Below are 26,725 nucleotides of genomic sequence, written 5' to 3'. Positions count from 1 at the left end.
TCCAAATGTCTCCCGCCTTAATCGCACCATCGTGGAATTGAAACGATTTTAAGGGAATGGTAATAATGCAGTAAAAAATAGCCTTAATCGCACCATCGTGGAATTGAAACTAGCCAGTGCCCCCGCCTCCTTTATCCCATGCGTCATGCCTTAATCGCACCATCGTGGAATTGAAACCAAAAAATGTGTATAGTCCGGCCTCGCTTTCCTCAGGCCTTAATCGCACCATCGTGGAATTGAAACGTGTTACTGCGTTAGCGCCTATTTCATCTGCTTTGAGCCTTAATCGCACCATCGTGGAATTGAAACGTGAGAAATGCCTCCCTGATGGACATCTGTATTTTAGCCTTAATCGCACCATCGTGGAATTGAAACTTGCTAATGCCCCCGCCACCAATATTCATGTACTCGAGCCTTAATCGCACCATCGTGGAATGGAAACCTTCCAACAACCAACAGCCAAAAGCCAACAACCAAAAACCAACAACCAAAAACCAACCGCCAAAAACCAACCGCCAACAACCAACAGCCAACAACCAACAGCCAACAGCCAACAACCAACAGCCAACCGCCAACAGCCAACAGCCAACAGCCAACAGCCAACAGCCAAAAGTCTCCATCCTGAAATGGAAAGCTAGTGTTTTGTCTCTCTCTTTTTTCTATTTTGCGGCCTCACACCTCACCCTTCCCCATGATCCGTAATCTCTCTGTCCCCGAATCGGCCTTTACCTTCTGCAATGAGCATCTCCCGCTCTCCGCCGTTATCGTCATTCACCTCCACGCTACCCTTACTCTCCCCACACTGGCTGCTGCGCTCGACAATCTCCAATCCCGCCACTCTCTCCTCCAGGCTTCCATCCGCCACCGCAAGGGCCGCTATTTCTTCGAAAAACTTCCCGCTCCCTCTCCTATTCCGCTATCCGCTGCTCCCCGCATTCATGAAACTTCCTGGGAAACTGAAACCGAAAAAGCACTCAATTCTTATTTTGACCCCAATGGCCCGCTCCTCCGCTGTGTCTATGTGCACAATTCTTCTCCCGCCAGCGAAATCCTCCTCATCCTCCACCATGCTATCATCGACGGAATCTCCGCCCGCCTCATTCTCTCTGATTTCCTCAAACTCCTCGGCGGCCAAAAGCTTGCCCACCTCCACCACCTCAATCAATCACATGGCGTTCCGCCCGAATTTCGCGGACTCCCCGGCCTCAAACGTAAAATGGCCTTCATGGTCAGACAGTTTGCTGACGAATTTGCCTTCGCCCTCAATGGGGAAAAACCGGCAATCCCGCCGCACTCCGAAAATGGTGTGGTCTGCTTTACCCTGGACGAGGACTGCTCCCAAAAAATCCTGAAAAAAGCGGGAGAAATGGGCATAAGCATCAACAGCCTCATTGGTGCCGCCATGCTCCATGCACTTTACCCCGACACTCTCAATACAAAATCTTCTCCCCGCCGCGCAGTGTTTTTTGCCGATATGCGCGCCAAAATGGACCCTCCCGTGCCTCCTCTCGCACTGGGCTGCTACGTCTCCATGGCGCGGTTTTCAGTCAATATCCTGCCCGGAGACGCTGTCTCGGTTACTGCAAAAAAGCTGTGGGAACGAATATTCGCCGCCGGGAAAAAAGGGGAATTTATCCTTTACGCCATGATGAGCCTCCAGGTGATGAAAGCTATGCTCACGCTGAAAAAGTTACGCATGGCCGATACCGCGCTGAGCTATATCGGCCAGCTCGATATCCATCCTCAATATGGCGATATCGCCGTAAAGGATATCAAGGCTTTTATTACCAACAATCGCTTCGGACCGAAATTTACGGCATTTGCCTTATGTGTTTTTGGATGTATAGGCGTAGATATGAACTTTCTTAAAGCTGAGTTTTCGCATGAAGAAGCGCAGGTACTGGCAAACAGAACCCGAAAATTATTGGAAGAATTTGCGTAGATTGGTTCGTTATTCTTCTACAAACAGACCGCTTTTATACAAACACTCATGAAACGATTTCTTCTGATATCAGTCTCCGCACTCATTCTTGTTTTTACTTTTGTCGCACTTTCAGCGCCAGAACTTCCCCCGATCCCTGAAATTTCTGAAGAATTGTCCCAAACAGTCGATTATTCCTTCGAAATTGAAGGAATGAACCTCAATGAGATCGAACTGGTCCACAGCAACCGGAACCAGCCCATGATGCTGGGCTTTAAGATTGCAGGTTCATGGGAAACCAAAAGGCCCAGCCTGTACCTGACTTCCATTCACCAGAAACCGATGATGAAAGCCGACCCCCGCGCCCATAACCAGAAAGGAAAAGGTTTTGACCGCTTTAAAAAAGATGCCAGCGGACGACCTGTCAATTCTTATACCTTCAGCAATACCCTGGTAAAAGATAAAATGGGGAAAACATATGTAAAAATGGTGTACAACGGTCCCGAAATGCCGATGGTCGGAACGCTGATTCTGGAGCGCAAACAGGTTTTTCCGGCATTTGTAGCCAAAAATTTTGATGTTCAGGGGGCAATTATCCTGAAGCCCGGTACCTATACGCTCGATGACAAAATCAATGGATTTTTTATAGAAGTTGAATAACAAAAGCTGGAATAGATACTGGAGTTAAAGTATCAGAAACTGATATTGAGAAGACTGAATTTTACGGCTTTGTATAAGTTTGGAAAAGTTGTATATTAGGGATTAAACCCCTAAAGTATGTCCGAACGCCCTGTCATTTTTCTCGCTTTTGCCAATAGCAGTAAAGAGAGCGCGTACCTTGCCGAACTAACCAAAGAAGCAGACGAGATATACACCATTTTACATGACCGCGCCGACATGGCGCAAAGCGACTACACGCTTCACTGGGATCAGGAATCCAGCCTCGAAAAACTGGCTGAATGGCTGGGAAAGTTTGAAAACCGCGTGGTGCTTTTTCATTTCGCGGGACATGCTGACAATGATAAGATATTTCTAACCTCCGGCGAAGCTAAATCTAAAGGTATCGCCAGACTGCTCGCCGATCAAAAAAACCTGAAACTCGTTTTCCTCAACGGCTGCTCTACCAAAGATCAGGTTGTAACGCTTTTAAGCCTGGGGGTACCGGCAGTAATTGCTACTGCCCGGCCTGTCAATGACAAAACCGCTTCCTTTTTTGCGAATATTCTGTACAAAAATCTCGAAAAGGGAAAAACGCTCAAACAGTCGTTCGACAAAGCGGTGGCAGTGGCAGAAGCTGACGACAAAGAGGTCGAAACCTATCGCTCAATCTCCTGGGATGAAGATGCCATTGACGATAAAGGTGGATTTCCCTGGGGCCTTTATGTAAATGAAGCCGAAGGTTCTGACGAGAAAAACAGTGTGCTCAACTGGATGCTGCCCCAGGCCGGCTCCGATGATGACGAGGCAGAACCTTATACTCCCAATGTCGCATTGGATACCGTGCTGGACGAAATGGTGAAATGGGACCCTGCACTCGAATCGGAAATCACTAACCAGAGAACGCAGGAAAAAATCGGGCCGCTGGAACGACTCGATCTCATAGTCGCAAGTTTCCCCTGGCCGATCGGCTCGCAGATAAGAATCCTGCTGGCAGATACCAAAGATATGAAACGGGCCAGCGTGGCGCGGTTTGCTCAAATGCTGCAAACGTATCAGTCTGTTTCCCGGTTTATCTGTTACGCCATGGTCGCCCAGCTTTGGGATGAAATACGTAAAAAGAAAGCATTTAAAGCCCTGATTACCAAAGTTCAAAATATGATTTCTCTCCCCGGAGAGGATGAGGTTTTTGCCTTTGATTATCTTCAGCTGGCACTTGAGATTTATCAGGCCTTCCTCAACGAGAAAATAGACCTCTTTCTGGAAAAAAGAGACCAAAAGGGAAAAAAAATCGAAGATGAAGTTGCTGTGCTCCTTACGGGACTCTCCAAAGAAGGCGATCCCGCCCAAAAACTATGGGCGTATTTTGAAGGGATAAAAAAGGAAACTCAACTTTCCACACTAAAGAAAAATATAGAAGAGAATTTTTTAGACAAAAACCTGATCCGCAAATGCCCGGAATGTGAGCGCAATCTGAGCGAAATTCTTAAAAAAACGGCTTTCCTCGTCCGCTATCATCTCATCAATGTCAAAGAAATTGATGTCAATAAATTTCGGGATGAAAATCTCTCATTTGTGCACTATCTGGACCGCCTTCACGCTTCCAACTCTTCCTACTTTGAAGGCCGAACCCGCCCCAAAAATCTGGAAAGTTTCACCGACTCCAGATCTGTACTGCTTGTCAAAAGCGATAGCTATCTGGACGAGCACAAAATGGATAAAAACCTGAACCTCTCACCGCTTGTCATCGACAGGCATACTTTCGAGCGGAAAAAAGGCACAGAAACGCCTCATATATATTTATACAGCCACGCTTCCAAAAAGGCTGTTTTCTATGATTCGGTTGACTTTAACATGTTTGACCCTAAAACAACCGGCGACATAAGTCTGGAAATAGCAATGGATGACGATGAAGTATTTCCTGAAATGAAAACACAGTTCAGGTTCCTGCTGAGAGACTTTGAAATAGATTCCTGATCCATGGATCCTTATCTGCCTCGTAAATTTCATACGTTAACTTTTTTTTTATGCCCACTCCTTTTAAGTTTTTGGCCCCGTACGAAAAAACTGATCGCGCTTACTTTTTTGGAAGGGAGCAGGAAACCCAGCAGTTGTTTCGAAGTGTCCATGCTTCTCCGCTGACGCTGCTCTATGGCGTGACAGGAGCGGGAAAGTCCAGTCTGGTAAAATGTGGCCTTTCCAATTGTTTTGCCGATACGGACTGGCATGGTATCTATGTCAACAGAACGAATGACCTCAGTCAGGATCTTTTTAATGCCATTCAAAAAGAGTCCTTAAGTTATATTCCCAAAAAAACTCCGGTCAATGACGCCATCCGCGATCTGTACCTGGAGAGTTTTATTCCGCTATATCTCATATTCGATCAGTTTGAACAGTTGTTTCTTTCCGGAAGTAAACAGGAACAACGGCTGTTTTTTAAGAATCTGGCTCAACTGCTGAATATTACAGAAGGGAATAATAAACAATCTTTTTCCCCTGTCTCCAGCCAAAGTACCCATAATCTTCTCTGCCGGGTCATCATTATCATGCGTGAAGAACACATTGGCTACCTCTCAGAATATGAAGACCGCTACCCGGATCTGTTTGAAAGCCGCGTCAGGCTGGAACGCATGAGGGATCATCAGATCCGGAACGTGATAAGCCAGACCATCAATCATCCGGATTTCCCCATTCAGGTGGAGGAAAAAAATCAAACGGTGAAGCTGATCATGAACCATCTCAAAGATCAGGTTTCCGTACCGGTTTTTATTCAACCTCAATCTGACCTGCGGAAGGAACTGTATCTGAAAGTCCGGCAGGAGTCATTTCATCCACTGCCTCAGATCACTTCCCTCGCCGAATCGCTGGGGTTGCTTTATCTCGACAAGGGCTTGCCGCTCGAACTGGTTTTTGAACCTTTTGATGACCATCAACTGCAATTTTCAGGCAACGGCAGAAAAGATTTTTCGGGCCAGATGGAGTCGCTGTTTGCCTATGAAAACGAACAAAATGAAACCCGTTTTTACCCCACTTTAAAAGATTTATTTGTTTCCGGTACTCCTGAAGCTCAGATGACTTTTGCTCACCGTCTGGCGGCTTTGTTTATTACCGGAAGTAAAGCCGAACAGGATGCTTTTGCCACCAGACTGATGGAATTGGCTGTGTTGGCAGGCAAAGACGACAGAGCAAACATTTTTACTCAGCTCAAAAACCTGTTTTACTCCTTTCAGCCCGGGCATAAAATTCAGTTTTTGAAGCAGCTGGCGGGGATATATTTGAAAAAAGATGAACAGAAACTTCACACAATTCTGGGGCCTGACTCCTTTTCAACCGAAGAAAGTGAGTTGTTTATCGGAAAAATCACAGACAGGTTTCACTCCGGAAGTATATTGGAACAGGCTGTATTTGCAGGTAAACTGGCAGACATACTTCCCGGCCAGAAAGGAACCTTCACCCGGCAGCTTGCAGAGTTGCTGCATTCAGTTTCACAGACAAAACAAAAAACATTTTTCCAAAAACTAATAGCCCTGGTATGGCCACAAAAGCCAGATGGACCCGGGTTGTGGAAACATTTCAAAGCATGGCGTGGCCGCACGTGGGACTCTGGCCTGGAAGCCCGTCTCAAACCTCTGAACGTCCTTTTCCCTCAATATAAAGATGAAAAACAAGATCGGTTTTTACGGCAGGTAGTGAATCTGTTTTTGCCGGAAAATGAAGGCGCTATGGCGGCATTTCTTGATTCCCAGGCACTACAACTTGCCGGAGCCGGTGTAAGTGTAAAGGAGCAATTCCTGATTGACCTCACCGCTTTGCTGGTTGAATGGGATGATAGCAAAAAGCAGGCCTTCCTGGAAATCATCCCCCAGATCTTTCTGCTTGCGACCAAAAGAAGCCGGGAAGATTTTGCAGGGTATTTAAAAAAGCGCCTGCGTGAGATGCCCAAACAACAGGCAAACCGCTTTCACAAAGATCTTTTGGATAATGATGAAGACCGGCAGGCTGCCTGGTATGCCAACCGGGTCGCCCATTTGCTTTTTGAGGCAGACAGGGAGCCAGCGGTTTCTATGGATGTACTGGCCGAGATGATGATTGCGCCGGAAGAACATACCGCTTCAGAGTTTTTTCATCAGCTTTTGGGGTTGATTTCCCTGGTAAAATCTCTTCAATGTAACCTGTATTTCGTCAACAGAAACGGATTTCCCCAGCCCGACCCGGAAACAGTGGAGCCAACTACCGGGGAGAAATTTTCGATGTGGGTGAATGAAATGATTTCGGAAAAAGAACAAACCAGTCTGCAACTCACACCTGTAGATCTCCCGGCAGAAGAAAACCGCCTCAAAGCGTACAAATTATCCTCCACTACAACCATCCGCACTGACTGGATACTGGATGCCCTGGAAACAGAAAGTCCGCTACCTCCGCAAGGGACAACGATTTCCAGTCAGGAAAGAATAGACCTGTCCAATATGCAGGTTTACCTCGACCGCCTTCACCAGAAAGCAGAAGAGAAAAGCGAACTCATCACATTTGACCCTGATCTTGTAAAGGAAGTTGGCCCCCTCTCGGGCGTAATAGGAGATTTTCTGGACGATGGCCTTCACCAGGTAAAACTAAACATAGACCTGAAAAAAGGACAGGAAGGAATCCCGCTCAAAGTACTGATGGCTCTGGTCAGTGATGAAGGCGGAAAACAAATAAAAAGCGAAACCGGCGTAGTGAGGTTTGTAACCCGCCAGTTGCAGGCCGAACAACCCGACGGCCCCCCGGTCGATGAAAAATTGATCAGACAGTGTATCGAGAAATTTCAGGAAATGAGAATCATAAGCGCCTAACTACCATGAATTTAGAAATATCCCACGACCTGCTTGCGTCTCAAATCCGCCGCAGATTTCCCTCCAGGGAAGAAAACCGCCGAAGATCCGAAAAGCTGATCAAACAAAATTACGCACTCCACCTTTCCCGTCGGCAGGAAGGCGGAAACTTTTGGCTGGATGAAGAAGATTTGGTATTTATTACCCCATTTCTTGGCGGAATTGACCTGAATCATGCAGAGGCTTCTTATGTCAAAAAAAGCAGAAGGAAAGCTGACCTGGCCGCAATATGGGCCAGAGGCAAATGGATTCTCTGGATTGGTACCGCCCTATTGGCGCTTCTGGTTTTAACCGGAAGCATTTCTATGTACCAGACAGGGGTGATCGAAGAAAAAAGCGACAGTATTGCGGGTTTCAATATGGGGGCAATCATTCCCAATATGCCCGCAAAACCCATTACCTTAATGATAGACAGTGTTCCTGTTACGGTCTTCTTTTCGGGGGACCTGAACCCAGCCATTGACACACTCTATGCGACAAACACAAGGCCGGTTCAAAAAGATGATCCATCCCCGGTACCTGATCCTCCGAAGCCTGGTCCTCCTTCGCCTGACCCTGTTGCCCCCAATGAATCTGCTGCCGCCTTGAAAGCGTGTAATAACCAGGTAGACAGCCTCGAAAAAAGAGAATACAATTACATTCTGCGGCTGAACAAACTGACCGCAGACCTGAGTCGAAAAGACAACCTCATCGCATCGCTCAACGAAAGAATTGACAAAAAAGACGGGCTGATTGACAATATCAACCACCGCAATGACAGCTTGCAAAAGGAACTGAAAACCTGCCAGAACCTGCCCACCAATCCCACGATCATTGAGAAACCCATCGCAATGATCAACCGTCAGGTAGATGATCTGATCTGCCAGCTTAAATACGATAAAGCCTACGATATACTCGCAGATGCCGGTGATTGGAAATCAACAGAAACGGTACCTAATCTCCTCGAACTGGCCTATTTTTATCTGGAAGCAGGTCAGACTCCCCAGGCGGCTGAGATGTTGGGGGAGGTACAAAAAATCGATCCCCCCCGTGGTGCTGATGCCCCGCTTTCCGGCAAAAGTCCCAGCCAGCTAAAGAAATACCTGAACGAGCTTTCAATTAAATATAACCTGAAGTCCAAAGTAAGCCTGGAAGAACGTTATTTTCCCGATATGGTCCGGGTGGATGGTGGAAATGTCGTTTACCGGCTTAAAACTCCTTCAGAGGTGGTGACTTTGGATGATTCTGCCAAAGCAACATCATCTGCCATCAATGCCCGGCTGGACAACTTTGAAATCGGTAAGTATGAAATTACCTCATGGCAATACAACCTTTATTGTACAGCCACAGGTAAGCGTATGCCCAACCTAATGCCGGGTATGCGGGTGTCAGGAGATCTCCCTGTTGTAAATATTACGTGGCTCGATGCCATTGAATATTGCAACTGGCTCAGCGAAAAACAGGGGCTCACCCCTGCTTATACCGGAAAAACGCTGAGCAGTATTCGCATAAACTGGGATGCTTCCGGATACCGGCTTCCTACAGAGATGGAATGGACTTTTGCCGCAGCCGGTGGCCGTAAGGGAGGGCCTGTAGAATTATATGCCGGAAGTGATGACCCCGCAGAAGTCGCCTGGTATGAGGAAAATTCTCAAGTCGCTGGCTCTGCCCAAATCGCCAAAGTAGGAGGCCTGGCTGCCAACGAATTGGGGCTGTACGATATGAGTGGCAATGCCTGGGAATGGTGCTGGGATAGTTATGACCCTGACTATATAAAAAAATTAGCAAAGGCAGATATCTGGCACATTAACCCAAGGGGCCCGGAGACTGGAGAATATAAGGTGCTTCACGGAGGATCTTATGCACTCGCAGGGAAATATTCTAAAATCAGGTTCCGGGGCCGTAGCAAACCGATGGTCGCCAACGAATATGATGGGTTCCGTGTGGTAAAAAAATAATTATCTTTGGCTATGAATACACCCACAGTCAATATTTACGTCGGCGATAAACGGCGTTTTGACAAGCCGTTTGCCACAATGGAAGGCGACCAGGTTTATGAAGGCGAAAAAGGTTTTATGGAATCCGCCCTGCTTACCATCGTGGAAAATAAGATCTTCCAGGGAAAAAAAGGTTGGTTTGAGTCGCCTCTTGCTACAGTTGTGGACAACAAAGTTTATGAAGGAGATAAAAATCTGTTTGAAAACCCTATAGCTACCATTATCGGCAATCAGGTTTTTCCGGGTGAAAAGGGCGATTTTAAATATCCTATAGCTTCTGTCGAACCGAAAAGCAATATGGCCGCCGCCGCTGCCGCAGTGCTTATTCTTCTGCCTTTTCAGGGTTAAAAGAATTTTGCCGGGAAGCAGGGGCGTATTTCACGTCGTCAATTACCATTTTTGCAATGATCTCGCGCATGATCTCCGATGTGCCGCCACCGATGGTGAGGATTCGGCTGTCGCGAAACATCCGCGCCATCCGGTATTCCTCCATATAGCCATAACCGCCCAAAAATTGAAGACAATCATACGCCGTTTTGTCTGACAATTCTGTGGAAAGAAGTTTTGCCATCGAACATTCTTTTACAATATATTCCCCGTCATTATGCCGTCGGGCGCAGTAAAGTACAAACTGTTTCACCGCTTCCAGCTCAGCAGCAAGCTGCGCAACCCGGTGCCGCAATACCTGAAATTTGTTGATCGTGCGGCCAAAGGCTTTTCTTTCAGCCATATACCCCAGCGCATATTCCAATGCAGCTTCACAACCTGCATAAGCACCTACAGATCCGGTAAGCCTTTCGACCTGCAAACCACCCATAAGATAATAAAATCCATGGCCTTCCTTTCCAATCAGGTTTTCGACCGGTACTTTTACCTGATCAAAGCTTAGTTCGGCCGTATCCGAGGCATGCCATCCAAGTTTTTTGAGTTTGGTGGCAGATACGCCGGGCGCATTTCGGTCTATGACCAGCAAACTTACCCCTGCCGGCCCCGCCTGTGGGTCAGTCTTGACAACCGCCACCAAAAAATCTCCATACACGCCATTTGTTATGAAGGTTTTGGCTCCATTCACTATATAATGATCGCCCTCTCTTGTTGCGTTGGTCTGGATATTGGCGGCATCTGAGCCGGCTCCGGGTTCGGTAATGGCAATGCTGCAAACCCATTCGCCTGAAATGATTTTGGGCAGGTATTTTTCTTTGAGAAAATCAGAACCGTATTTCAGAATATAAGGCCCCGACATATACTGTACAACCATCTGGGTAACGGCAAATCCTCCGGAAAAACATTTGGAAACCTCCTCACAAAATATCACATCGTAGAAAAAATCAAGCGCCATTCCTCCGTATTTTTCCGGATAAGAAAGGCCCAGAAACCCCAGGTCGCCCATTTTTTTCCATACTTCTTTGGGAATTTGCTCCTCCTCTTCCCAACGGTCAATATGGGGTATTACCTCTTTATCGAGAAAGCTTCGCAGGCTTTGGCGAAACATTTCGTGTTCTTCTGTGAAGTAATAGGATTTCATTGGTGGTTAATTAAAATTTAAACAATTCTCCGCTGAGTCTTCTTCCCCCATCTACATAAATGGTATCTCCTGTGGTAAATGCAGCCATCGGGCTGGCCAGAAAACACGTCATCCACGCTACTTCTTCAACCGTACCAAATCTTTTCATAGGAATGGCTTCTTCCAGCCCTTGTTTGAGCTGGGGAGGGTATTGGTCAAGTCCGGTAGAATTGATAATGCCCGGTGCGACAGAATTGATCCGGATGTGATATTTTGCCCATTCGACAGCAAGTGTTTTGGTGAGGTTTTCTACTCCTGCCCGTGCGGCACCTGTATGGGCCATACCCGGAAATCCTCTGAAAATGTCCGCAATAATATTGACAATTACCCCTTCCTTTTGCGGAATAAAAAATGTATTCGCCATATCACGGGTCATAAAAAATGTCCCGTTGAGGTTGTTGTTGATCACCGCGTTCCATCCATTATCGCTAATGGCTTCTGCCGCCAGGGGAAACTGCCCCCCGGCATTGTTGATCAGGATATCAAGCCTTCCCTCCCTGGTTTTGATGTGTTGCGCCAGGCGTGCGATCTGCTCTGTCTGACGAATATCGCAGGGGAATGCTTCGCAGTGGCCGAATTCGCCCAGCTTTGATGCGGCTTCCCGCAGTTTGTCTTCTTTTCGGGAAGCGATATACACCTTCGCTCCCAGCGAAAGCATCATCTGTGCGATGGCATAACCTATCCCGCTTCGGCCACCGGTTACCAGGGCAATTTTATCTTTGAATAAAGTACTTGCAAACATATCGTATCAATTTTCCCTGCTTTTCTTTTCTTTAAGAATCTGCTGGTTTTTTAAATCAGAGGCGAGGTCTTTTGCGCTGGTAAGTAAAATAGACGCATCAGATCCGCAGGCAATCACTCTAAAACCGAGGTCGTAAAACCGCTCGTATTGCTCACTGTCCAGCAAGAGGATACCTGCGGCCTTTCCCGCATTTTTGCAGGCTTTGACCGTAGCTTTGAGGGCTGCAACATAGTCGGGGTGTTCCCATTGCCCAAATATGCCTAATGCAAAAGTAAGATCTGAAGGCCCTACAAATAATACATCGGTTCCTTCCAGAGCTGCAATTTCGTCCAGATGTTTCAGGCTCTCCAGGGTTTCGATCTGCACCATGCTGGTGAGGTGGGCACGGGTATCTGCAAAATAAGTATTTGCATTCAGCCCAAAGTCGGTGGCTCGCACCATCCTCGCCGCTCCACGTGTCCCCGCCGGAGGATAAACCATGTGCCCAAGTGCTTCAGCAACTTCAGCGGAAGTATTTAACTGGGGAAACATGATGCCTGCGGCGCCTATATCCAGTACTCGCTGTATGCGTTTGGGTTGGCCGCTTTCCACGCGCACAATCGCCTGGGTAGGGACTCCTGAAAGCGCCTGCAACTGGCCGGGAAGTTCTGACTCTGTGCCTGCACCATGCTCCAGATCAATCAACAGCCAGTCAAAACCAGCTTTACCCATGATCTCTGCGTTCATCGCCGAACCCACACTTAGCCAGCAGCCATGTACGGCTTCATTGTTTTTTATCTTTTCTTTGAGAGCATTCATATTTTTGGTAAAAAGTTAACGAAAAAAAATAATACTTTACTCTTTCACTCTTATTCTCAAAATATGCCCAACCTATCTACCCAAATCGAAGAAGTTGTGATCACCCCCATAGCGATAGGAGATCCGCCGCTTCTCAATGCTGCGGGACTTCATGCACCGTACGCGTTGCGCAATATCGTACAGGTCAAAACCAGAGGAAATGTAACCGGCATTGCGGAGGTCCCCGGTGGGGTGGGTATTTTACATGCGCTGGAAGCTTCAAAAGAATTGCTGATCGGCGCGGATATCTTTCAGTTTAACTTGCTTGCCTACCGGATCAAAGAGTTTTTTCAAAAGAAATCAGATGAAAACAGGGGAGATAAACCCTGGGACCAGCGAAAAGCTGTCCATGTGATCAGCGCTTTTGAAGTAGCCTCACTGGATATAATGGGCAAGGAACTCAACCGCCGCGTGGCAGAGCTTCTGGGAGGGGTATTCCGGGAAAGGGTGCCTTTTGCTGCATATCTTTTTTATAAACATGAAGGTGCAGGCGGCGAATGGGGATTTGCTACCGATCCCAAAGCGACCGGCTGGGAAGCTGAACGACAAAAGGCTGCGCTCACGCCCGAAGATATGGTCAGACAGGCCGTAGAAATGTGCCGGTATTTTGGTTTTAAGTCTATAAAACTTAAAGGTGGGGTGTTTGAGCCCAAAGAAGAAGTCGCCGCGATTCGCGCGCTGGCAAAACATTTTGGCCCGCAAATACCGCTCCGGTTTGACCCCAATGCAGTCTGGTCTCCTCAAACTGCCCGCCGCTGGGGCAAGGAGCTGGAACCGATGCTCGACTATCTCGAAGATCCTGTAAGAGGGCAGCAGGAAATGGCGGCATTAAGAAAAGAATTGAAAGTGCCGCTCGCTACCAATATGTGTACGACTTCTTTTGCGCAGCTAAAATCTTCGGTTGAATGGGGTTCTGAAGATATTATTCTGTCTGACCATCACTTTTGGGGTGGCTTGAGAGCTTCGATGGACCTGTATAAAATATGCACCATTTTTGGACGGGGATTTTCCATGCACTCCAACAGCCATTTGGGCATCTCGCTGGCGGCAATGATACATCTTGGCGCAGCTTTGCCCGTATTCGCCCATGCGCTTGATACCCATTACCCATGGCAGGTTGATGAAGTGATAGAAGGTGGGAAAATACACTTTGAGGATGGGATGGCAAAACTCCCTGAAGGGCCTGGACTGGGGGTTTCCATTAATCAGGAAGCGCTGAAACAACTCCACCAAAACTATCTCCACTGCGGGCTTAAAGAGCGAAATGATGAAGTGGAAATGCAAAAAGTAATACCGGGCTGGAAGTTTATGCCCACAAGGTACTAAAACACAAAAGTCCCTGTTTAGGGACTTCTGCGCGCTCTATACAAAATTAGTTTTTAGCTGAGTTTACGTGCGAAGACAATGAACCATGGATTCAGAAGGTTTTCTTTGTTATAGACCACAGGTTCACCGGTTTCGTAATTGATCACGGTTCCGCCGGCTTCCTCCACAATCACCTGAGCCGCTGCGGTATCCCACTCCATAGTTGGAGCCAGCCGAGGGTAAATATCTGCTTTACCTTCCGCAATCATGATCAGTTTCAGCGAACTGCCAAGTGAAACGGCTTCCGGATTGTCAAACTGTGCTACATATTCTTCGACCTCTTTGGTCATGTGTGAACGCGAACATACGATACGCAATCCGCTGGCAGTCATTTCAAATTCGGAAGCTTCAATACGTGTTGTGACGCCTTCTTTTACGATAAAAGAACCTTCTCCTTTTGCCGCGAAATAGGTAGTATCCATTACCGGGACATGAACACATCCCATAATGACTTTCCCGCCTTCTACCAGCGCAATGTTGACGGTAAACTCGCCATTGCGTTTGATAAATTCTTTTGTCCCGTCAAGTGGATCAACCAGCCAGAACTGCCCCCATTGTGATCTTTCTTCATAAGGAATGTTACGTCCTTCTTCAGAGAGAATGGGAATTTCAGGTGTGATTTCCTTCAGATATTTTTCAATAACATTATGGGAGGCTTTATCGGCCAGCGTCAGCGGAGAATCATCCGATTTAAAATCCACCCGGTCAAACAAGGTTTCATCTGCATATATGCGAAGGATTTCTTTTCCCGCTTCCTGAGAAACATCTACGAGACTTTGGAGCAAGGATTTTGTTTTCGTTTCAATCATACTAATTTATTAAACCCTTGAAAGTACGTGTTTCCTCCTTTAAAAGCGGATAGAATTTCCCTGAAATGTTACAATCAACGGGTTAGCTGTTGTTAGCTGATCCCTGCCAGTTCTGCTTCATAAGCGGCGAGCCATCTTTCTGCGTCGAGCGCAGCCATACAACCTGTACCAGCAGCTGTCACTGCCTGACGATATACATTGTCAGCTGCATCTCCGCAGACAAATACGCCTTCGATATTGGTCAGGCTGGTTCCGGGTTTGTTTAGAATGTACCCGGCAGCATCCAAATCCAGCTGGCCGCGGAAAATTTCGGTTGTCGGCTCATGTCCGATGGCAACGAAAAAGGCTTTTGCCTCAATAGTGGATTCTTCGCCGGTCTGGTTGTTTACTATATGCACCTTTTCCACTGCGTGCTCTCCCGAAATATCTTTTGCTTCTGTATTCCAGTACATTTTGATATTAGGCGCAGCCGCTACCCTTGCCTGCATGATTTTTGAAGCGCGAAGTTCATCTCTCCTCACCAGCATATGTACGGTTGTGGCGAGTTTTGAGAGGTACAGTGCTTCCTCCGCAGCGGTATCTCCGCCACCTACGATCACTACTTCCATTCCCTTGAAGAAAAACCCATCACATACCGCACAGGCACTTACCCCACGGTTGGAATAGTTTTGTTCTGCCTCTATGCCCAGCCACTTGGCTTTGGCTCCGGTCGCAACGATCACGGTATCGGCGGTATATAGTACTCCGTCTCCCGTCCACAATTTTTTGGGATGCTGGTTGAGCTCAACCCGGGTGATATCCTCGTATTTGATACGTGTCCCAAATCTTTCAGCCTGCTTGCGAAAGTCTTCCATCATCTCTGGCCCCATAATTCCTTTGGGATATCCGGGGTAGTTTTCTACATCTGTTGTGATCATCAACTGACCACCTGGCTGCATTCCGCTAAACATCAGGGGCTTGAGGTCTGCCCTGGCGGTATAAATCGCAGCGGTATATCCGGCCGGACCTGACCCGATTATGATACATTTTTCGTGGTTTGCGGTTCCGTTATTTGCACTCATCTTGATCAATATTTATAGCTGACAATAATTAACTTTTATATAATACAAATGTAATATCTTTTCCAGGTAGTTTCTGTCATACAAAAGACATTCCTGCCGGGTTGACTCAGTTGCGGTTGTCACTTCCCCACATCAGACTCCGTCTGAGATTGTCCATATGTTTGGCTGTTGACATTCGAAGCAGACTTACCATAAAATCTGCTCTTCGCACAGCAATGGAAGTGCCGGCCTTTACGAGCTCTGTCCGTGTATCCAGCGCGACCATAGCCTCGCCAGAACGGGTTTCTATCTCAAATGATACCACCCAGTCATCGGGGATGACCACTGGCCGTACGGTAAGCGAATGCGGCGCTACCGGTGTAATCGCGAATGTCGCGCAACTGGGAAAGATAATGGGGCCCCCACACGAAAGACTATAAGCGGTTGATCCTGTAGGTGTTGCCACAATCAACCCGTCTCCCCAATAAGAATTGAGAAACTCTCCGTTGATATAGGCATGCACAGTAATCATCTCGTTGGTATTGCTTTTGTGAATCGTCATATCGTTCAGACCAAAAGGGTTTTCTGAAAATAATCCCGGTGGATCTGAAACGACTGAAAGTACCGAACGCTTATCGATCCGGTACATGTCTTTCATAAGTTCTTCTGTTGCCGGTATCAACTCAGACTGGCTGATACTGGTCAGATAGCCCAGACGCCCAAAATTGACACCCAAAATGGGTTTCCCCAGTTCTCCGGTAAAACGCACTGCCTCCAGCACCGTACCGTCTCCGCCAAAGCAATAGAGAAACTTGCTGTCGTGAAGTTCTTCCCGCTTGGAAAACGTCTCTGTATTTTCGGGATTGACCGACTCGGGAATTCTTTCAAATAACTGCCGGGCATACTTTCGGTACAATACAAACTTTATATCCCGCTGCCGCAGAAATGAAAAAAAGCGAACAAGAATACTAAGGTCTGTATTATCGGTCAGACGACCGAAGATTCCGATTTTCATTTTATTTGTACCGTCGTGTTTAAATAAATTCCTCCCTGATTGAGATGATTGCGGGAATACTCCACCCGCAAAAGTATATCATAAAATCCAATGATATTCAAGCCAACGCCATATCCGGTCAAAAATTTCCCCTTTAGGTATTGATCCTGATTGTTGAAACTCTCATCCAGAATATACCCTGTATCGACAAATGCCGTCAGATACATGCCTACTGCCGTATCCTGAAACCTTTGCATGGGGATATCTCCAAAGTGTAAGGTCTGCCGGGGAATAACGGCAAATTTGACTTCGGCTTTGTTCATATTCACAAATGTGCCGTCTATGGCATAAGGTTCATACCCTCGGAGGTTGGTGCTTACTCCGGCAAATTCACTCCGGCTGATGCCGACAAAGTTTTTGGCAAAAAATGGAATCGAATCACCTACGGCGAGCATATTGTGGGTGCCATAAGCGAAGTTCCATCTTCTGCCCAGTGGAATATGGTGTGCCCAGGTAGCACCTATTTTGTAAAATGAGGTGGAGGCAAAATTTCCTTTCGGCCCCACATACCGAAACAACAGCTGATATTTATATCCCTTTAATGGGAAACTTTTGATGTCTCGTCTGTCATCGCTGAAGGTGAGTATGAGGGATGGGAAAAATTCTCTTCCGTTGTTTTGGGTTATATAGCGTGCGTCGCCTCCATTAAGCTGAAACTGATACAGGCTGTCTGAAAAGGAAAAAGTCTGGTAACTGATTTCGGCATAAAGATTTTGATAGAGCGAAAATCGTTTCCGGGCTCCCAACAGCCCCTCCCACGAAAGTTGAAAGGGCTCTTGACTGACCCTTCGCCATTGGACATTCCCGGCCTCTGTACCAATGATGATTTCTTTTTCATCGATATACCGTAACCCGATCCGCCCGTCAATATTGGCTTTTCTGAATAAAGCCGGTCGGAAAAAATCTACATAAATCCTTTTGGAAAAACCGAGTTGCCCGTCAAATGTAAGCGTTTCGTTTCTCCCGGAAACATTTCTCCAACTCAGCGACAATCCATATACCAGTCTGCGGAAATCGCGCCGCCCCAATGCCTGCACCAAATCATAAGTATTTCGCTCTTCAACGCCGAGAATGGGGGCCCCCAACAGGTACCATCGTTCCTTTACCGTAATGATGATGTGTATATCTGCCCCTATGGGCTGAGGCATGATCTTTACTTCGTTGAACAGGCCGAGGTTGTAGATATTTTGTTCACTTCTTTCAATTTTACTTTCCAGAGACCGCGCAGAGAGCGTATCGCCAATATGAAAAGTAAGTTCACGCAGCACCACCCAGTCTTTGGTTTTTTGGGTACCAATGACGGTAATACCTGAGATTTTCAGCAGGTCCTGTGAAAATATATTTGAAAGGGAAAAAGATAATAACAGAAAGACAAATAATCTTCTGCCGGCCAGATACTGCTTTCCAATGGCATATACCTGATTCATGGAGGAAAATTAGATGTCGAGGTATCGGATGAGGGCCTCCATATTTCTGTGGTAATCGTCGTTTCGTTCAACCTTATGGTAGGTGCGGATGATTTTGTAGTCAAATCGCTCAAAGGTTGCGACAACCCGGGTCAGGTCTTCAATATTCAGTTTAAGGGTAAGGAAGATGTCATTGGTATCAGGGACAGGATACAGATAAAGGCTCAGTACTTTTGCATCTGCTGATTCGGTGATGCGGCCAATTTCCGATAGTACATAGCTATGAACAGGGATTTCCAGTACAAGAATGCCGCCTGGTTCCTGAATGGCAAACAATTTTCCCAGATATGCAGACAGGTCCCTCAACGTGATCACCCCCATGTAGGTATTTTCTTCGTCCAAAACGGGGAGAATCTCCATTTTCAGGCTGGCCATAATTTCAATGGCATCATACACATGATTTCCCTGATAGACATAAGCACCATCCCAGCCACTAAACTGAATGTCTCCAATGGATTGCGTAAGGTCGGTTGATTCAAGAATTACATCCTCCGTAATCAGTCCTTTATATTTACCATCTTCGACAACCGGGAGCTGGTTGAGCTTAAATTCACTCATCCAGTTAAGTGCCATCGCCGCTTGATCGGTAGTGGTAAGGGAAGGTACGGTATCTGAGATGAGTTCTCTGGCTATCATTAGGCTATTACCTGAGTGTGTTTCTTCAAAAACTGTGATAAGATACGGTTAAATTGATCAGCTTGTTCCATCATTGCGGCATGTCCGCATTTATCTATGAAAAACAATTCTGTATTCTCGATCATGCGGTCAAACTCATGGGCCACACGTGGCGGAGTAATATTATCGTTTAACCCCCATATAAGGAGTGTGGGTACTTTGATTTGGGCGAGATCATCCCGCATATTATGCCTTTGGGCTGACCGGGCAATTTTCAGGATTCTCAGGGTTTTAAAGTTGTCGCTCACAATTTCAAAAACCTCATCTACGAGATCTTTGGAAGCTGTGTCGGGGGAATAAAAGGTATAGGCTACTCTTTCTTTGATATACTCATAAGAACCTCTTTTCGGAAAGCCGCTTCCCATACCTGACTCAAACAGCCCCGAACTTCCGGTAAGCGTGAGAGAATTTACGATTTGAGGATTTCTAAGGGTAAAAACCAATCCGATATGACCACCGAGCGAATTCCCGACAAGATTGCAATCTTTCAATTGTTTGTAAGCTACAAAATCTTCCACATATGCAGTGAGACCTTCAACAGATGCGTCAGCATGGGTTTTTTCATAGATGGGTATAAGAGGAATGATTACCCGATAGTTTCTGGAAAACTGTTCGAGCATAGGTTCAAAGTTACTCAGTGCCCCAAAAAGTCCATGCAGAAGCAGAAGTATAGGACCTTCTCCTTTCTCAACATACTGGAATCCATTTTCCCGGGTAATGATCGGATTCATGTATACAAGGTTTAAAAGCCAAATTTACCCGCCGGCAGTTTCAACAACAAATCCATTTTACTTTATTACTGACAAGGATTTCTTGTTTTCTGCCGGTACCAGGCATATAATTATAATCACCGCGCAAATTAGCCAATTAATACGAAATTCCCATGCATCAGCGAATGGCCTTTGGTTTGGTCGCAGGCTGCTGGCTGGCAGGTGGTGTCTGATTGGGTACAGGTTTTCCGTTGATTCCGTACTTGTTTACTTGTTCGTTGGCTTCCCTGAGGACATTTACGCCAACCCCTAAAGCATAACGGGAGAAGTTTCTGACATGGGGGTATAATAGCGATCCTTTGGCATTGTCAGAGGAAGGAAAATTTACATAGCTCAGGAGAATGAACGACACACTCATGATCAATGTGGCAACAATTCCCCCAAAAACAGCGCCTAAAGCGGTGTCCATCGCCAGATTCATTTTCTTCAGAAGTTCGGTCAGCTGAGCCATGACAGTATATACCACTACAAACACCACAAAAAATGCAGTGATAAAGCTCAGAAAGGCAATCATTTCCGGTGCCATTTTGACATTGAGGTAGTCGCGGTACAGCGTCTCTGCAAAACTGCGGAGCCGAAATCCGAATATAATGCCAAAAGCAATCGCTACAAATCTGGATGCGCCTTTGATGAATCCTTGTTTGGAGCCTTTCCACATGCCAAAGCCGATCAGACCGGCAATGATCAGATCAAGCGGATTAAGTACAAATGATTCTTCCATGTCAGTTCAATATTTGTTTGACAACCTCTGAAATGGCTTTTCCATCAGCTTTTCCGGCCAGTTGTTTCGAGGCTAAGCCCATGACTTTTCCCATATCTTTAATAGAAGTTGCGCCCACCTCAGCTACAATGTTTTTGATCGCCGCGGTAAGTTCTTCCGTAGTAAACGGTTTGGGAAGATACCTTTCTATAATTGCTAATTCCTCCTGCTCTTTTTCTGCAAGGTCATTGCGGTTGCTCGCAAGAAATTGGGCAAGTGAATCTTTACGTTGTTTGGCCTGTTTTGTCAACAGCTTCATCTCTTCATCTTCAGAAAGATCTGCGCTGGTGTGACCTTCTGCTGTTTCTGCAAGCAGAATCGCAGATTTTATGGCGCGTAAGGCCCGAAGAGCCGCCTGGTCCTTCGATCTCATCGCATCCTTAATATCTTGTTCAATGGTGGTTTTAAGACTCATATTTTCTGCGGGTAAAACTGGTAACTGCTAAAATTATTTTTAGCAAGTTTACAAAAATTTTAGCAGACTTAATACTTCCTGCTCTTCTCCAAAATATTTCGGCCTCCGCTGGCCGGGTTTATAGAGGTAAATATTGATGGCGTCGTCAGTATATCCAAAATAGGTTTCAAAAGAAAAATCTTTGTCCTGAAGAAAATACAGGTATTTCAGCTTGGTTTTTCCAAAATGTTCTTCCTTAAATTGTTTTACCACTTCCGTCTCCGGCTCAATGGTTACAAATATAAGTTGTACATTCTCAAACTCTTTTTCCGCTTCCGCGATCCAATCCGCCTGATGTGCACAATGATCACAATAGGGATCAAAAAGCATAATCATCGTTGACAGATCCGTACGGACTTTTTCCTGTGTAAAAACTTTTCCTTCAAGATCATAAAATGAAAAGGAAGGGAGGTAATTGGTCTGCGCGTTTACTGCTCCGGCAGAAAAAAGCGCGCACATTACAACCGAAAAATAAAGTGATACTGTTTTCATAACAATTTAAACGGCAAATAAGACACCTTAGATATATTGATTTACAAAATTAGTTCCAATTCCCTAAATTAGAAACGCTCATATTCGCTTTAACACTTGGAAAAACTTTAATACTACTGACCGTGGGTGAATTGCTGCGATTGTTCACGCTTGCCACATCTGTCTTTCTCGCCTGTTCTCCTTCGGATATTCCTCCCAAGCGGCAGTTCCGCGCGGTTTGGGTTGCCACTTTCCACAATATTGACTGGCCTTCGACCCGTGGACTTTCTGCCGAAGATCAGCAGGAAGAATTTCTGTCTATACTGAAAAGCCAGAAAAAAAATGGTATGAATGCCCTGGTCGTGCAGATCAGGCCCTGTGGCGATGCCTTTTATCAAAGCCAGCTTGCGCCCTGGTCTGAATGGATCACCGGCGTACAGGGTAGGGCCCCGGAACCTTTTTATGATCCGCTCACTTTTATGGTTGAGGAAACGCATAAAGCCAATATGGAGTTTCACGCATGGATGAACCCTTTCCGTGCCGTATCTCACCAGCGATTTAGCAGCGTTGACAGCTCCAATCTGGTCAATAAAAAGCCTGAATGGTTTTTTCAATATGGCCAGAAAACTTTTTTTAATCCGGGTGAACCGGCAGTAAGGGATTACCTTACCCGGGTGGTCGTGGAGGTCGTCAAAAACTATGATGTGGATGGCATTCACTTTGACGATTATTTTTATCCCTATAAGGAAGACGGAATGCCAATCCCCGATCAAAAAACGTTTGAAACCTATGGGGGCGGATTTCCAGATATTGAATCCTGGCGTAGAAACAATATTGACCTTTTTGTAAGCCAGGTGTCTGAGGCCATTCGCAAGGAAAAATCTTATGTGAAATTTGGTATCAGCCCTCTGGGGATTTGGCGCAACAAGTCTGTGGATCCCGCCGGTTCAAATACCCGGGTATCCCAAACTTCCTATGATGCCCTGTATGCAGATGTGCGCAAGTGGCTGAAACTGCATTGGATTGACTATGTCGCGCCGCAACTCTATTGGGCAACCGAACACCCCTCCGCATCCTATTCCGAACTATTGCCCTGGTGGGCCGAAAACTCATTTGGCCGCCATGTGTACATCGGTCATGCGATGTTTAAAGTCAAAAATGACCAGTCGCGCTATTGGGAAAATCCTTCCCAGTTGATTTTGCAATTGAAGCTGAATAGTGCCCATCCCGAAGTAAAAGGAAGTATATTTTATAGCGCTAATTCCTTTAATGGTAACCCTTCTCATGTGGAGGAGACTTTGCAGAATGATTTTTTTCACTTTCCTGCTCTGATTCCTGCCATGACCTGGAAAGACAGCATCCCTCCCCTGGCTCCGGCTACACTCACAGCCTGGGAAGAAGGGGGGAAAGTAATTCTTACCTGGCCGCAATCAGAACGCGCAGAAGACAAGGAATTGCCGCGTTATTATGTCGTGTATCGGTTTTCTCAGGATGAAAAGGTGAATATGAACGATGCCACCGGAATTTTGGCGCTGGTGAAAACCACCAATTTTATCGACAACACCGCTTCTTCCGAAAAAACCTATACCTATCTCGTTACGGCGGTTGACCGGCTTCACAACGAGAGTCGTACCTGTGCGGCGGTTATTGTCAAAACGTTGCTGGCCGATTCTGGAAGTGTATTGCCTGAAGTTGGCGAATCGTTGGATTTCCATAATGCTGAGAATCTTGACGAAACCCTGAAAAAACGCCTCCGGAAAAATGTTCCATTCATTGCGCCTTTGGAATTCCGCACTTCGCATTGGTTGAGTCAGCCCATCGAACCGTACAAAAATTCGACACTTACCTCCCGTGGGATCAATCGTTGATTGTGTCAGGCTACCACAGGTTTTCCCGTAAGTACTTCACTGATCAGCTTGTGAAAATGATGTACGCCGACTTCCATTTTTGGGGAAAACCTGCCTTTGTGGTACAGGCGTGATTGCACTCCGCGCTGAACCATTTCGACGATTGCTTCATCTTCCAGCTCTGTCAGGTGCATCAGGTCCTGGCTGGCAAGATCAAAAAGGTCATCTTTCCAGATAAATGTCTCAAACCTGATCTGTGTTTCAAACGGTGAAAGTGGCTGGATCAGATTTAATGAAAGGCCCCATGGGTAGAAATTGAGCATGATATTGGGAAACAACCAGAAATACCAGGCGTGTACAGGCTTCCCATAGTCGCGATGATTGATTGGGATATTGAAGGTCATTTCTCCCTCCCTCGCTATTCCCAATTGCAGGTTGGCCCAGGGAAAAATTTCGTAGGAATATTCATTGTATTTCAGCCTTTCATTAAGCCCGGGATGAACAAAGGGGATATGAAATCCTTCCAGGTAATTGTCTACGTATAAAGCCCAGTTTGCCTGAACCGTATAAGTTTTGGAGTGATCAGGGCTATGGTAAAAATCTTCCAGCGGCATCCAGCCAATCCGATCCTTGATGGGTTTCATCCATTCTTCGAATGAATAGGCCGGATTTAATGCAGTAAACAATAATTCTCCCAGGGTTTTGAGTGGAAGCTGGGGCAAATGGTCTTCCTCCGAAGGGAAATTGCGCGCTTCCTTAAACTCAGGCATGGATCTGAATTTTCCGTTTAATTCAAATCTTCTCCCATGATACCTGCACCTGATTTCATTGCAAGTACCTCCCTCTTCTATCAGAATATTCCCTCTGTGTGTGCATACATTTGAGAGACAGTGAAGTTTATCCGCTTCATCTCTGGTCAGGAGTAAGGGCTCATTGAGATACCCCTCCATAAGTACAAAAGGTTGCACACTTCCGGACCCGTACACATCCGTCTGCAGACCGATACAGTGCCAGGTTCGTGCAAAAATGGCTTCTTTTACCAACTCAAAGACTTTAGGATTTCGGTAGAAATCTGCGGGAAGGGTATGTGCCTGGGTAATATCAGAATGAATAAAGTAGTCCTTTAGGTTCATAATATCGGGATTTGCCAGCGAAAGAAAGATTTTGGAAAATCCCTGCAATAGTCATTCCGAAATTGACCTTATAGCGGTTCCCTCATTCGTTTTGTACCGCTTGGCATGGAAACACCAGTTTTTTTCCTTCAGGGTCGTGCAGATCAGAAAGTCTTCTCCCCCCTCCTGGATATGTAGTTGTTGGCGGATAACCTTGGTTGTTTGGGGGAAATGTCTTTTCACAATATTGATTCGGCTGATTTGCAGGCTTTTGAGATATTTCTGGATCTGCCGGGGTTTATAAGGATGTGCGGAAATCACTTCGAATATTCTTCCGGGAAAATGTTCTCCCTTCACCGTGTCAGAGAGGAAAAATCCATCAGGATAATTTAATGCTCCCTGCCATTGAGGGAAATATAAGGAAAACAGCGCCGATACTTTTCTCGCTTTGTAGAAAGCAACATCAGGTTCTGCAATAAAATTGGGCAGAATGTCTGTATTTCTCTCCAAATGTCCGTTTTCTGACGCTGGGAAAACAAAATTGCTTTGATATTTGTCTCTGAAAAGTCCGATCTCAACCTGTGTGGGTTGTGTGAAATCGGAGGACTGATTGATTTCGATCAGTAGTTCTTTACACTCATTATTTACAGAAAAAACCCAAAGCTTACTTGCTTGCGGAAACAATCGGTATGCTTCAGCTATATCGAAAAGCGGAGAGAGTTTGATAAGAATGTTTCTGGCAAGAGGTTTTAGCAGGGGGAAAAGTGCGACCATGTCGGGAGACGTATCACGCAGATTGTGTATGCGGTTGCCACTATCATCGCGTCTTGAAGGATCTGCATACACCAGGTCAAAGACAGGTCCCTGATAGTTTTGAAGGAAAACTTCTGCAGATTGGTTCAGTACAGAGATATTGGTAGCTTTCAGTTTTTGAAAATTGTGGCAAATGACTTCAAAAAGAGCAGGATCCGGCTCCAGAGAGGTCACCAAAACAAATTTTTTTGCAAGGCTGAAAGTATCAACACCAAGGCCACAGGTGAGATCCAGACAATGTTGACCCTGGAAATTTTTCATGGCTGCGGTGGTTTCACTACTGCATTGTTCATACGCTAAACCCGGTATGATACATCTTGCATGAAACCATGAGGGAAGTTTTGTTTCGGCTTTTCGAAGGTATTTTAGTTGTTGAGAAACTAAAGCCACCGAAAAATCGTTCTGACTATAACTCAATGCAAATTCGACCGGGTCTCTGTGGAGATTTTCTTCGATTAAGCGCTGAATCTTGTCAGATGTTAGGAAATAGAAGTCTTCCCTGGTCATTTATGTAGTTGAAATTTTATTTTTTGATACAATTGTACTAATTTGATCCCCTGTAATCCTCTAATAAAGAAAGAATTATGAAGCGTTCAAAGCAAATTGCAATGGCTCTCCTTTTGCTTTTCACCGTTGCAGTTACTGCATCCGGTTGTACCTACGGTAAAGTTTGCCAGGCAACAAAAGTAGGAAATCACAGATAAGATTATGGATTCTTGGCGGTTTTTGCAAGATGAGGCTCAGTTATCTGAGATCTCAGAGGCTTCTTATATCAAACCTCAGCTTATTTTTAAACATAGTACGACCTGCGGCATTTCTGCTCAGGCTCACCATGTATTAATGGAATCTACGGATTCCCTTTCTGATTTTGCAGATCTGTATTATTTGGATTTACTTCGGTACAGACCGATATCCAACCGTGTTGCGGCCGAGCTCAATGTGCCGCATCAGTCTCCGCAAATTATAGTTGTAAAGGATGGGCAGGCAGTCTATAACTCCAGCCACTTTGCGATAAATCCTAAAGCAATTCTTTCGTCAGCTAGCTAGTAATTAGTTATTGACAAAAGGGACAATCATCGTAAAAGGTGGAATCATTACCTGAATAAAGGAATGGTCCACCTGTCTTTCCATGATATAATGTCCACTCATTCTTCCGATGGCCGTATAGAAATGGGAACCGCTGACATATTTATAGGTTTCTCCCGGCAGGATTACCGGCTGTTTACCGATCACCCCTTCACCTTTTACAGTTCGTTTTTCACCAAACCCGTCTGTAATCAGCCATTCCCGGGAGAGGAGTTGTACGCTGTATGCGGATTCGTTAATGATCTCAACTTCATAGGCAAACACGAAATACTGATGTTTGGGTGAGGACTCTTCCCGTACATAAGCAGTTCTGACATTTACCCGAATCCCTTCTGTAACCGTAGAAACGACATGTGAGGTCATAGGAGATGAATTTACGTATGGTTTAAGTTAGGGAAATAGACCGAATCAATCAAGCATGAGCGAATTTATTTC

24 protein-coding genes and 1 CRISPR repeat array (1 of these 25 only partly in view) are annotated in these 26,725 nt (G+C 45.9%); of the genes, 9 read left to right on the top strand and 15 right to left on the bottom strand.

The window, feature by feature from the left end:
• Window positions 1-442: a CRISPR direct-repeat array (repeat unit 16 nt; unit sequence GCCTTAATCGCACCAT); it reaches 10,733 nt to the left of the window's first position.
• Between the two features lie 249 nt (window positions 443-691).
• The 6 genes from R3D00_27905 (at window position 692) to R3D00_27880 (ending at window position 9,773) form a co-directional block, all read left to right on the top strand.
• Window positions 692-1,942, top strand: a complete 1,251-nt coding sequence (locus R3D00_27905) for a condensation domain-containing protein (GenBank protein ID MEZ4777032.1) — start codon at window positions 692-694, stop codon at window positions 1,940-1,942.
• Between the two features lie 48 nt (window positions 1,943-1,990).
• The gene (locus tag R3D00_27900; GenBank protein ID MEZ4777031.1) at window positions 1,991-2,581 is read left to right on the top strand and encodes a hypothetical protein; all 591 of its coding nucleotides are present in this window, start codon (window positions 1,991-1,993) and stop codon (window positions 2,579-2,581) included.
• 117 nt (window positions 2,582-2,698) lie between these two features.
• A complete protein-coding gene (locus R3D00_27895; GenBank protein MEZ4777030.1) occupies window positions 2,699-4,555 on the top strand; it encodes a CHAT domain-containing protein in 1,857 nt (618 codons plus the stop codon).
• Between the two features lie 50 nt (window positions 4,556-4,605).
• Complete coding sequence (locus R3D00_27890) at window positions 4,606-7,410, top strand: ATP-binding protein (protein ID MEZ4777029.1); 2,805 nt, start codon at window positions 4,606-4,608, stop codon at window positions 7,408-7,410.
• 5 nt (window positions 7,411-7,415) lie between these two features.
• Complete coding sequence (locus R3D00_27885) at window positions 7,416-9,386, top strand: SUMF1/EgtB/PvdO family nonheme iron enzyme (protein ID MEZ4777028.1); 1,971 nt, start codon at window positions 7,416-7,418, stop codon at window positions 9,384-9,386.
• 12 nt (window positions 9,387-9,398) lie between these two features.
• Window positions 9,399-9,773 (top strand): hypothetical protein, encoded by a 375-nt coding sequence (locus R3D00_27880; GenBank protein ID MEZ4777027.1) that lies wholly within the window; start codon window positions 9,399-9,401, stop codon window positions 9,771-9,773.
• Here R3D00_27880 and R3D00_27875 read toward each other — a convergent pair.
• Genes R3D00_27875 through R3D00_27865 form a run of 3 tightly spaced genes read right to left on the bottom strand, consistent with a single transcriptional unit; the run spans window position 9,748 to window position 12,529 of the window.
• Window positions 9,748-10,950 (bottom strand): acyl-CoA dehydrogenase family protein, encoded by a 1,203-nt coding sequence (locus R3D00_27875; protein ID MEZ4777026.1) that lies wholly within the window; start codon window positions 10,948-10,950, stop codon window positions 9,748-9,750. The genes R3D00_27880 and R3D00_27875 overlap by 26 nt on opposite strands.
• 10 nt (window positions 10,951-10,960) lie before the next feature.
• Window positions 10,961-11,731, bottom strand: a complete 771-nt coding sequence (locus R3D00_27870) for an SDR family oxidoreductase (protein MEZ4777025.1) — start codon at window positions 11,729-11,731, stop codon at window positions 10,961-10,963.
• Window positions 11,732-11,737: 6 nt separating this feature from the next.
• Window positions 11,738-12,529, bottom strand: coding sequence for an aldolase/citrate lyase family protein (locus tag R3D00_27865; GenBank protein ID MEZ4777024.1), 792 nt, complete (start codon window positions 12,527-12,529; stop codon window positions 11,738-11,740).
• Between the two features lie 63 nt (window positions 12,530-12,592).
• Between R3D00_27865 and R3D00_27860 the strand changes: the two genes are divergently transcribed.
• A complete protein-coding gene (locus R3D00_27860; protein ID MEZ4777023.1) occupies window positions 12,593-13,894 on the top strand; it encodes an enolase C-terminal domain-like protein in 1,302 nt (433 codons plus the stop codon).
• A gap of 53 nt (window positions 13,895-13,947) precedes the next feature.
• On the opposite strand, the gene cysQ is transcribed toward R3D00_27860, so the two are convergent.
• The 9 genes from cysQ to R3D00_27815 all read right to left on the bottom strand — a co-directional run bounded on the left by cysQ (window position 13,948) and on the right by R3D00_27815 (window position 21,453).
• Complete coding sequence (gene cysQ / locus R3D00_27855; GenBank protein MEZ4777022.1) at window positions 13,948-14,742, bottom strand: 3'(2'),5'-bisphosphate nucleotidase CysQ; 795 nt, start codon at window positions 14,740-14,742, stop codon at window positions 13,948-13,950.
• A gap of 92 nt (window positions 14,743-14,834) precedes the next feature.
• Window positions 14,835-15,803: a thioredoxin-disulfide reductase gene (gene trxB / locus R3D00_27850; GenBank protein ID MEZ4777021.1), complete on the bottom strand. Its 969-nt coding sequence runs from the start codon at window positions 15,801-15,803 to the stop codon at window positions 14,835-14,837.
• 106 nt (window positions 15,804-15,909) lie between these two features.
• Complete coding sequence (locus R3D00_27845) at window positions 15,910-16,797, bottom strand: NAD kinase (GenBank protein ID MEZ4777020.1); 888 nt, start codon at window positions 16,795-16,797, stop codon at window positions 15,910-15,912.
• A complete protein-coding gene (locus R3D00_27840; GenBank protein ID MEZ4777019.1) occupies window positions 16,794-18,263 on the bottom strand; it encodes a POTRA domain-containing protein in 1,470 nt (489 codons plus the stop codon). Before R3D00_27840 ends, R3D00_27845 begins: the two co-directional genes overlap by 4 nt.
• 9 nt (window positions 18,264-18,272) lie before the next feature.
• Window positions 18,273-18,938, bottom strand: a complete 666-nt coding sequence (locus R3D00_27835) for a CBS domain-containing protein (protein ID MEZ4777018.1) — start codon at window positions 18,936-18,938, stop codon at window positions 18,273-18,275.
• Entirely contained in the window at window positions 18,938-19,708 is a 771-nt protein-coding gene (locus R3D00_27830) for an alpha/beta fold hydrolase (GenBank protein ID MEZ4777017.1), read from the bottom strand. The genes R3D00_27835 and R3D00_27830 overlap by 1 nt, the downstream gene beginning before the upstream one ends.
• 157 nt (window positions 19,709-19,865) lie before the next feature.
• The gene (locus tag R3D00_27825; GenBank protein MEZ4777016.1) at window positions 19,866-20,468 is read right to left on the bottom strand and encodes a CvpA family protein; all 603 of its coding nucleotides are present in this window, start codon (window positions 20,466-20,468) and stop codon (window positions 19,866-19,868) included.
• Between the two features lies 1 nt (window position 20,469).
• On the bottom strand, window positions 20,470-20,922 hold the full coding sequence (locus tag R3D00_27820) for a GatB/YqeY domain-containing protein (GenBank protein MEZ4777015.1): 453 nt from the start codon (window positions 20,920-20,922) through the stop codon (window positions 20,470-20,472).
• A gap of 48 nt (window positions 20,923-20,970) precedes the next feature.
• On the bottom strand, window positions 20,971-21,453 hold the full coding sequence (locus R3D00_27815; GenBank protein ID MEZ4777014.1) for an SCO family protein: 483 nt from the start codon (window positions 21,451-21,453) through the stop codon (window positions 20,971-20,973).
• Window positions 21,454-21,575: 122 nt separating this feature from the next.
• Here R3D00_27815 and R3D00_27810 point away from each other — a divergent pair, with 122 nt between their 5' ends.
• Window positions 21,576-23,300 carry a family 10 glycosylhydrolase gene (locus R3D00_27810; GenBank protein MEZ4777013.1) on the top strand — a complete coding sequence of 575 codons (1,725 nt, stop codon included), beginning with the start codon at window positions 21,576-21,578 and terminating at the stop codon, window positions 23,298-23,300.
• A 5-nt stretch (window positions 23,301-23,305) separates the two neighbouring features.
• On the opposite strand, the gene R3D00_27805 is transcribed toward R3D00_27810, so the two are convergent.
• Complete coding sequence (locus R3D00_27805) at window positions 23,306-24,412, bottom strand: aromatic ring-hydroxylating dioxygenase subunit alpha (protein ID MEZ4777012.1); 1,107 nt, start codon at window positions 24,410-24,412, stop codon at window positions 23,306-23,308.
• Between the two features lie 51 nt (window positions 24,413-24,463).
• Window positions 24,464-25,711 carry a class I SAM-dependent methyltransferase gene (locus R3D00_27800; protein ID MEZ4777011.1) on the bottom strand — a complete coding sequence of 416 codons (1,248 nt, stop codon included), beginning with the start codon at window positions 25,709-25,711 and terminating at the stop codon, window positions 24,464-24,466.
• A gap of 201 nt (window positions 25,712-25,912) precedes the next feature.
• Here R3D00_27800 and ytxJ point away from each other — a divergent pair, with 201 nt between their 5' ends.
• A complete protein-coding gene (gene ytxJ, locus R3D00_27795) occupies window positions 25,913-26,251 on the top strand; it encodes a bacillithiol system redox-active protein YtxJ (protein MEZ4777010.1) in 339 nt (112 codons plus the stop codon).
• Between the two features lie 3 nt (window positions 26,252-26,254).
• Here the strand turns inward: ytxJ and apaG are convergent, their stop codons facing one another.
• Window positions 26,255-26,653 carry a Co2+/Mg2+ efflux protein ApaG gene (gene apaG, locus R3D00_27790; protein MEZ4777009.1) on the bottom strand — a complete coding sequence of 133 codons (399 nt, stop codon included), beginning with the start codon at window positions 26,651-26,653 and terminating at the stop codon, window positions 26,255-26,257.
• Window positions 26,654-26,725 lie beyond the last annotated feature (72 nt).

It is taken from the genome of Bacteroidia bacterium, assembly GCA_041391665.1.
Taxonomy (GTDB): Bacteria; Bacteroidota; Bacteroidia; order J057; family J057; genus JAGQVA01.
This window is presented reverse-complemented; position numbering and strand designations above follow the sequence as displayed.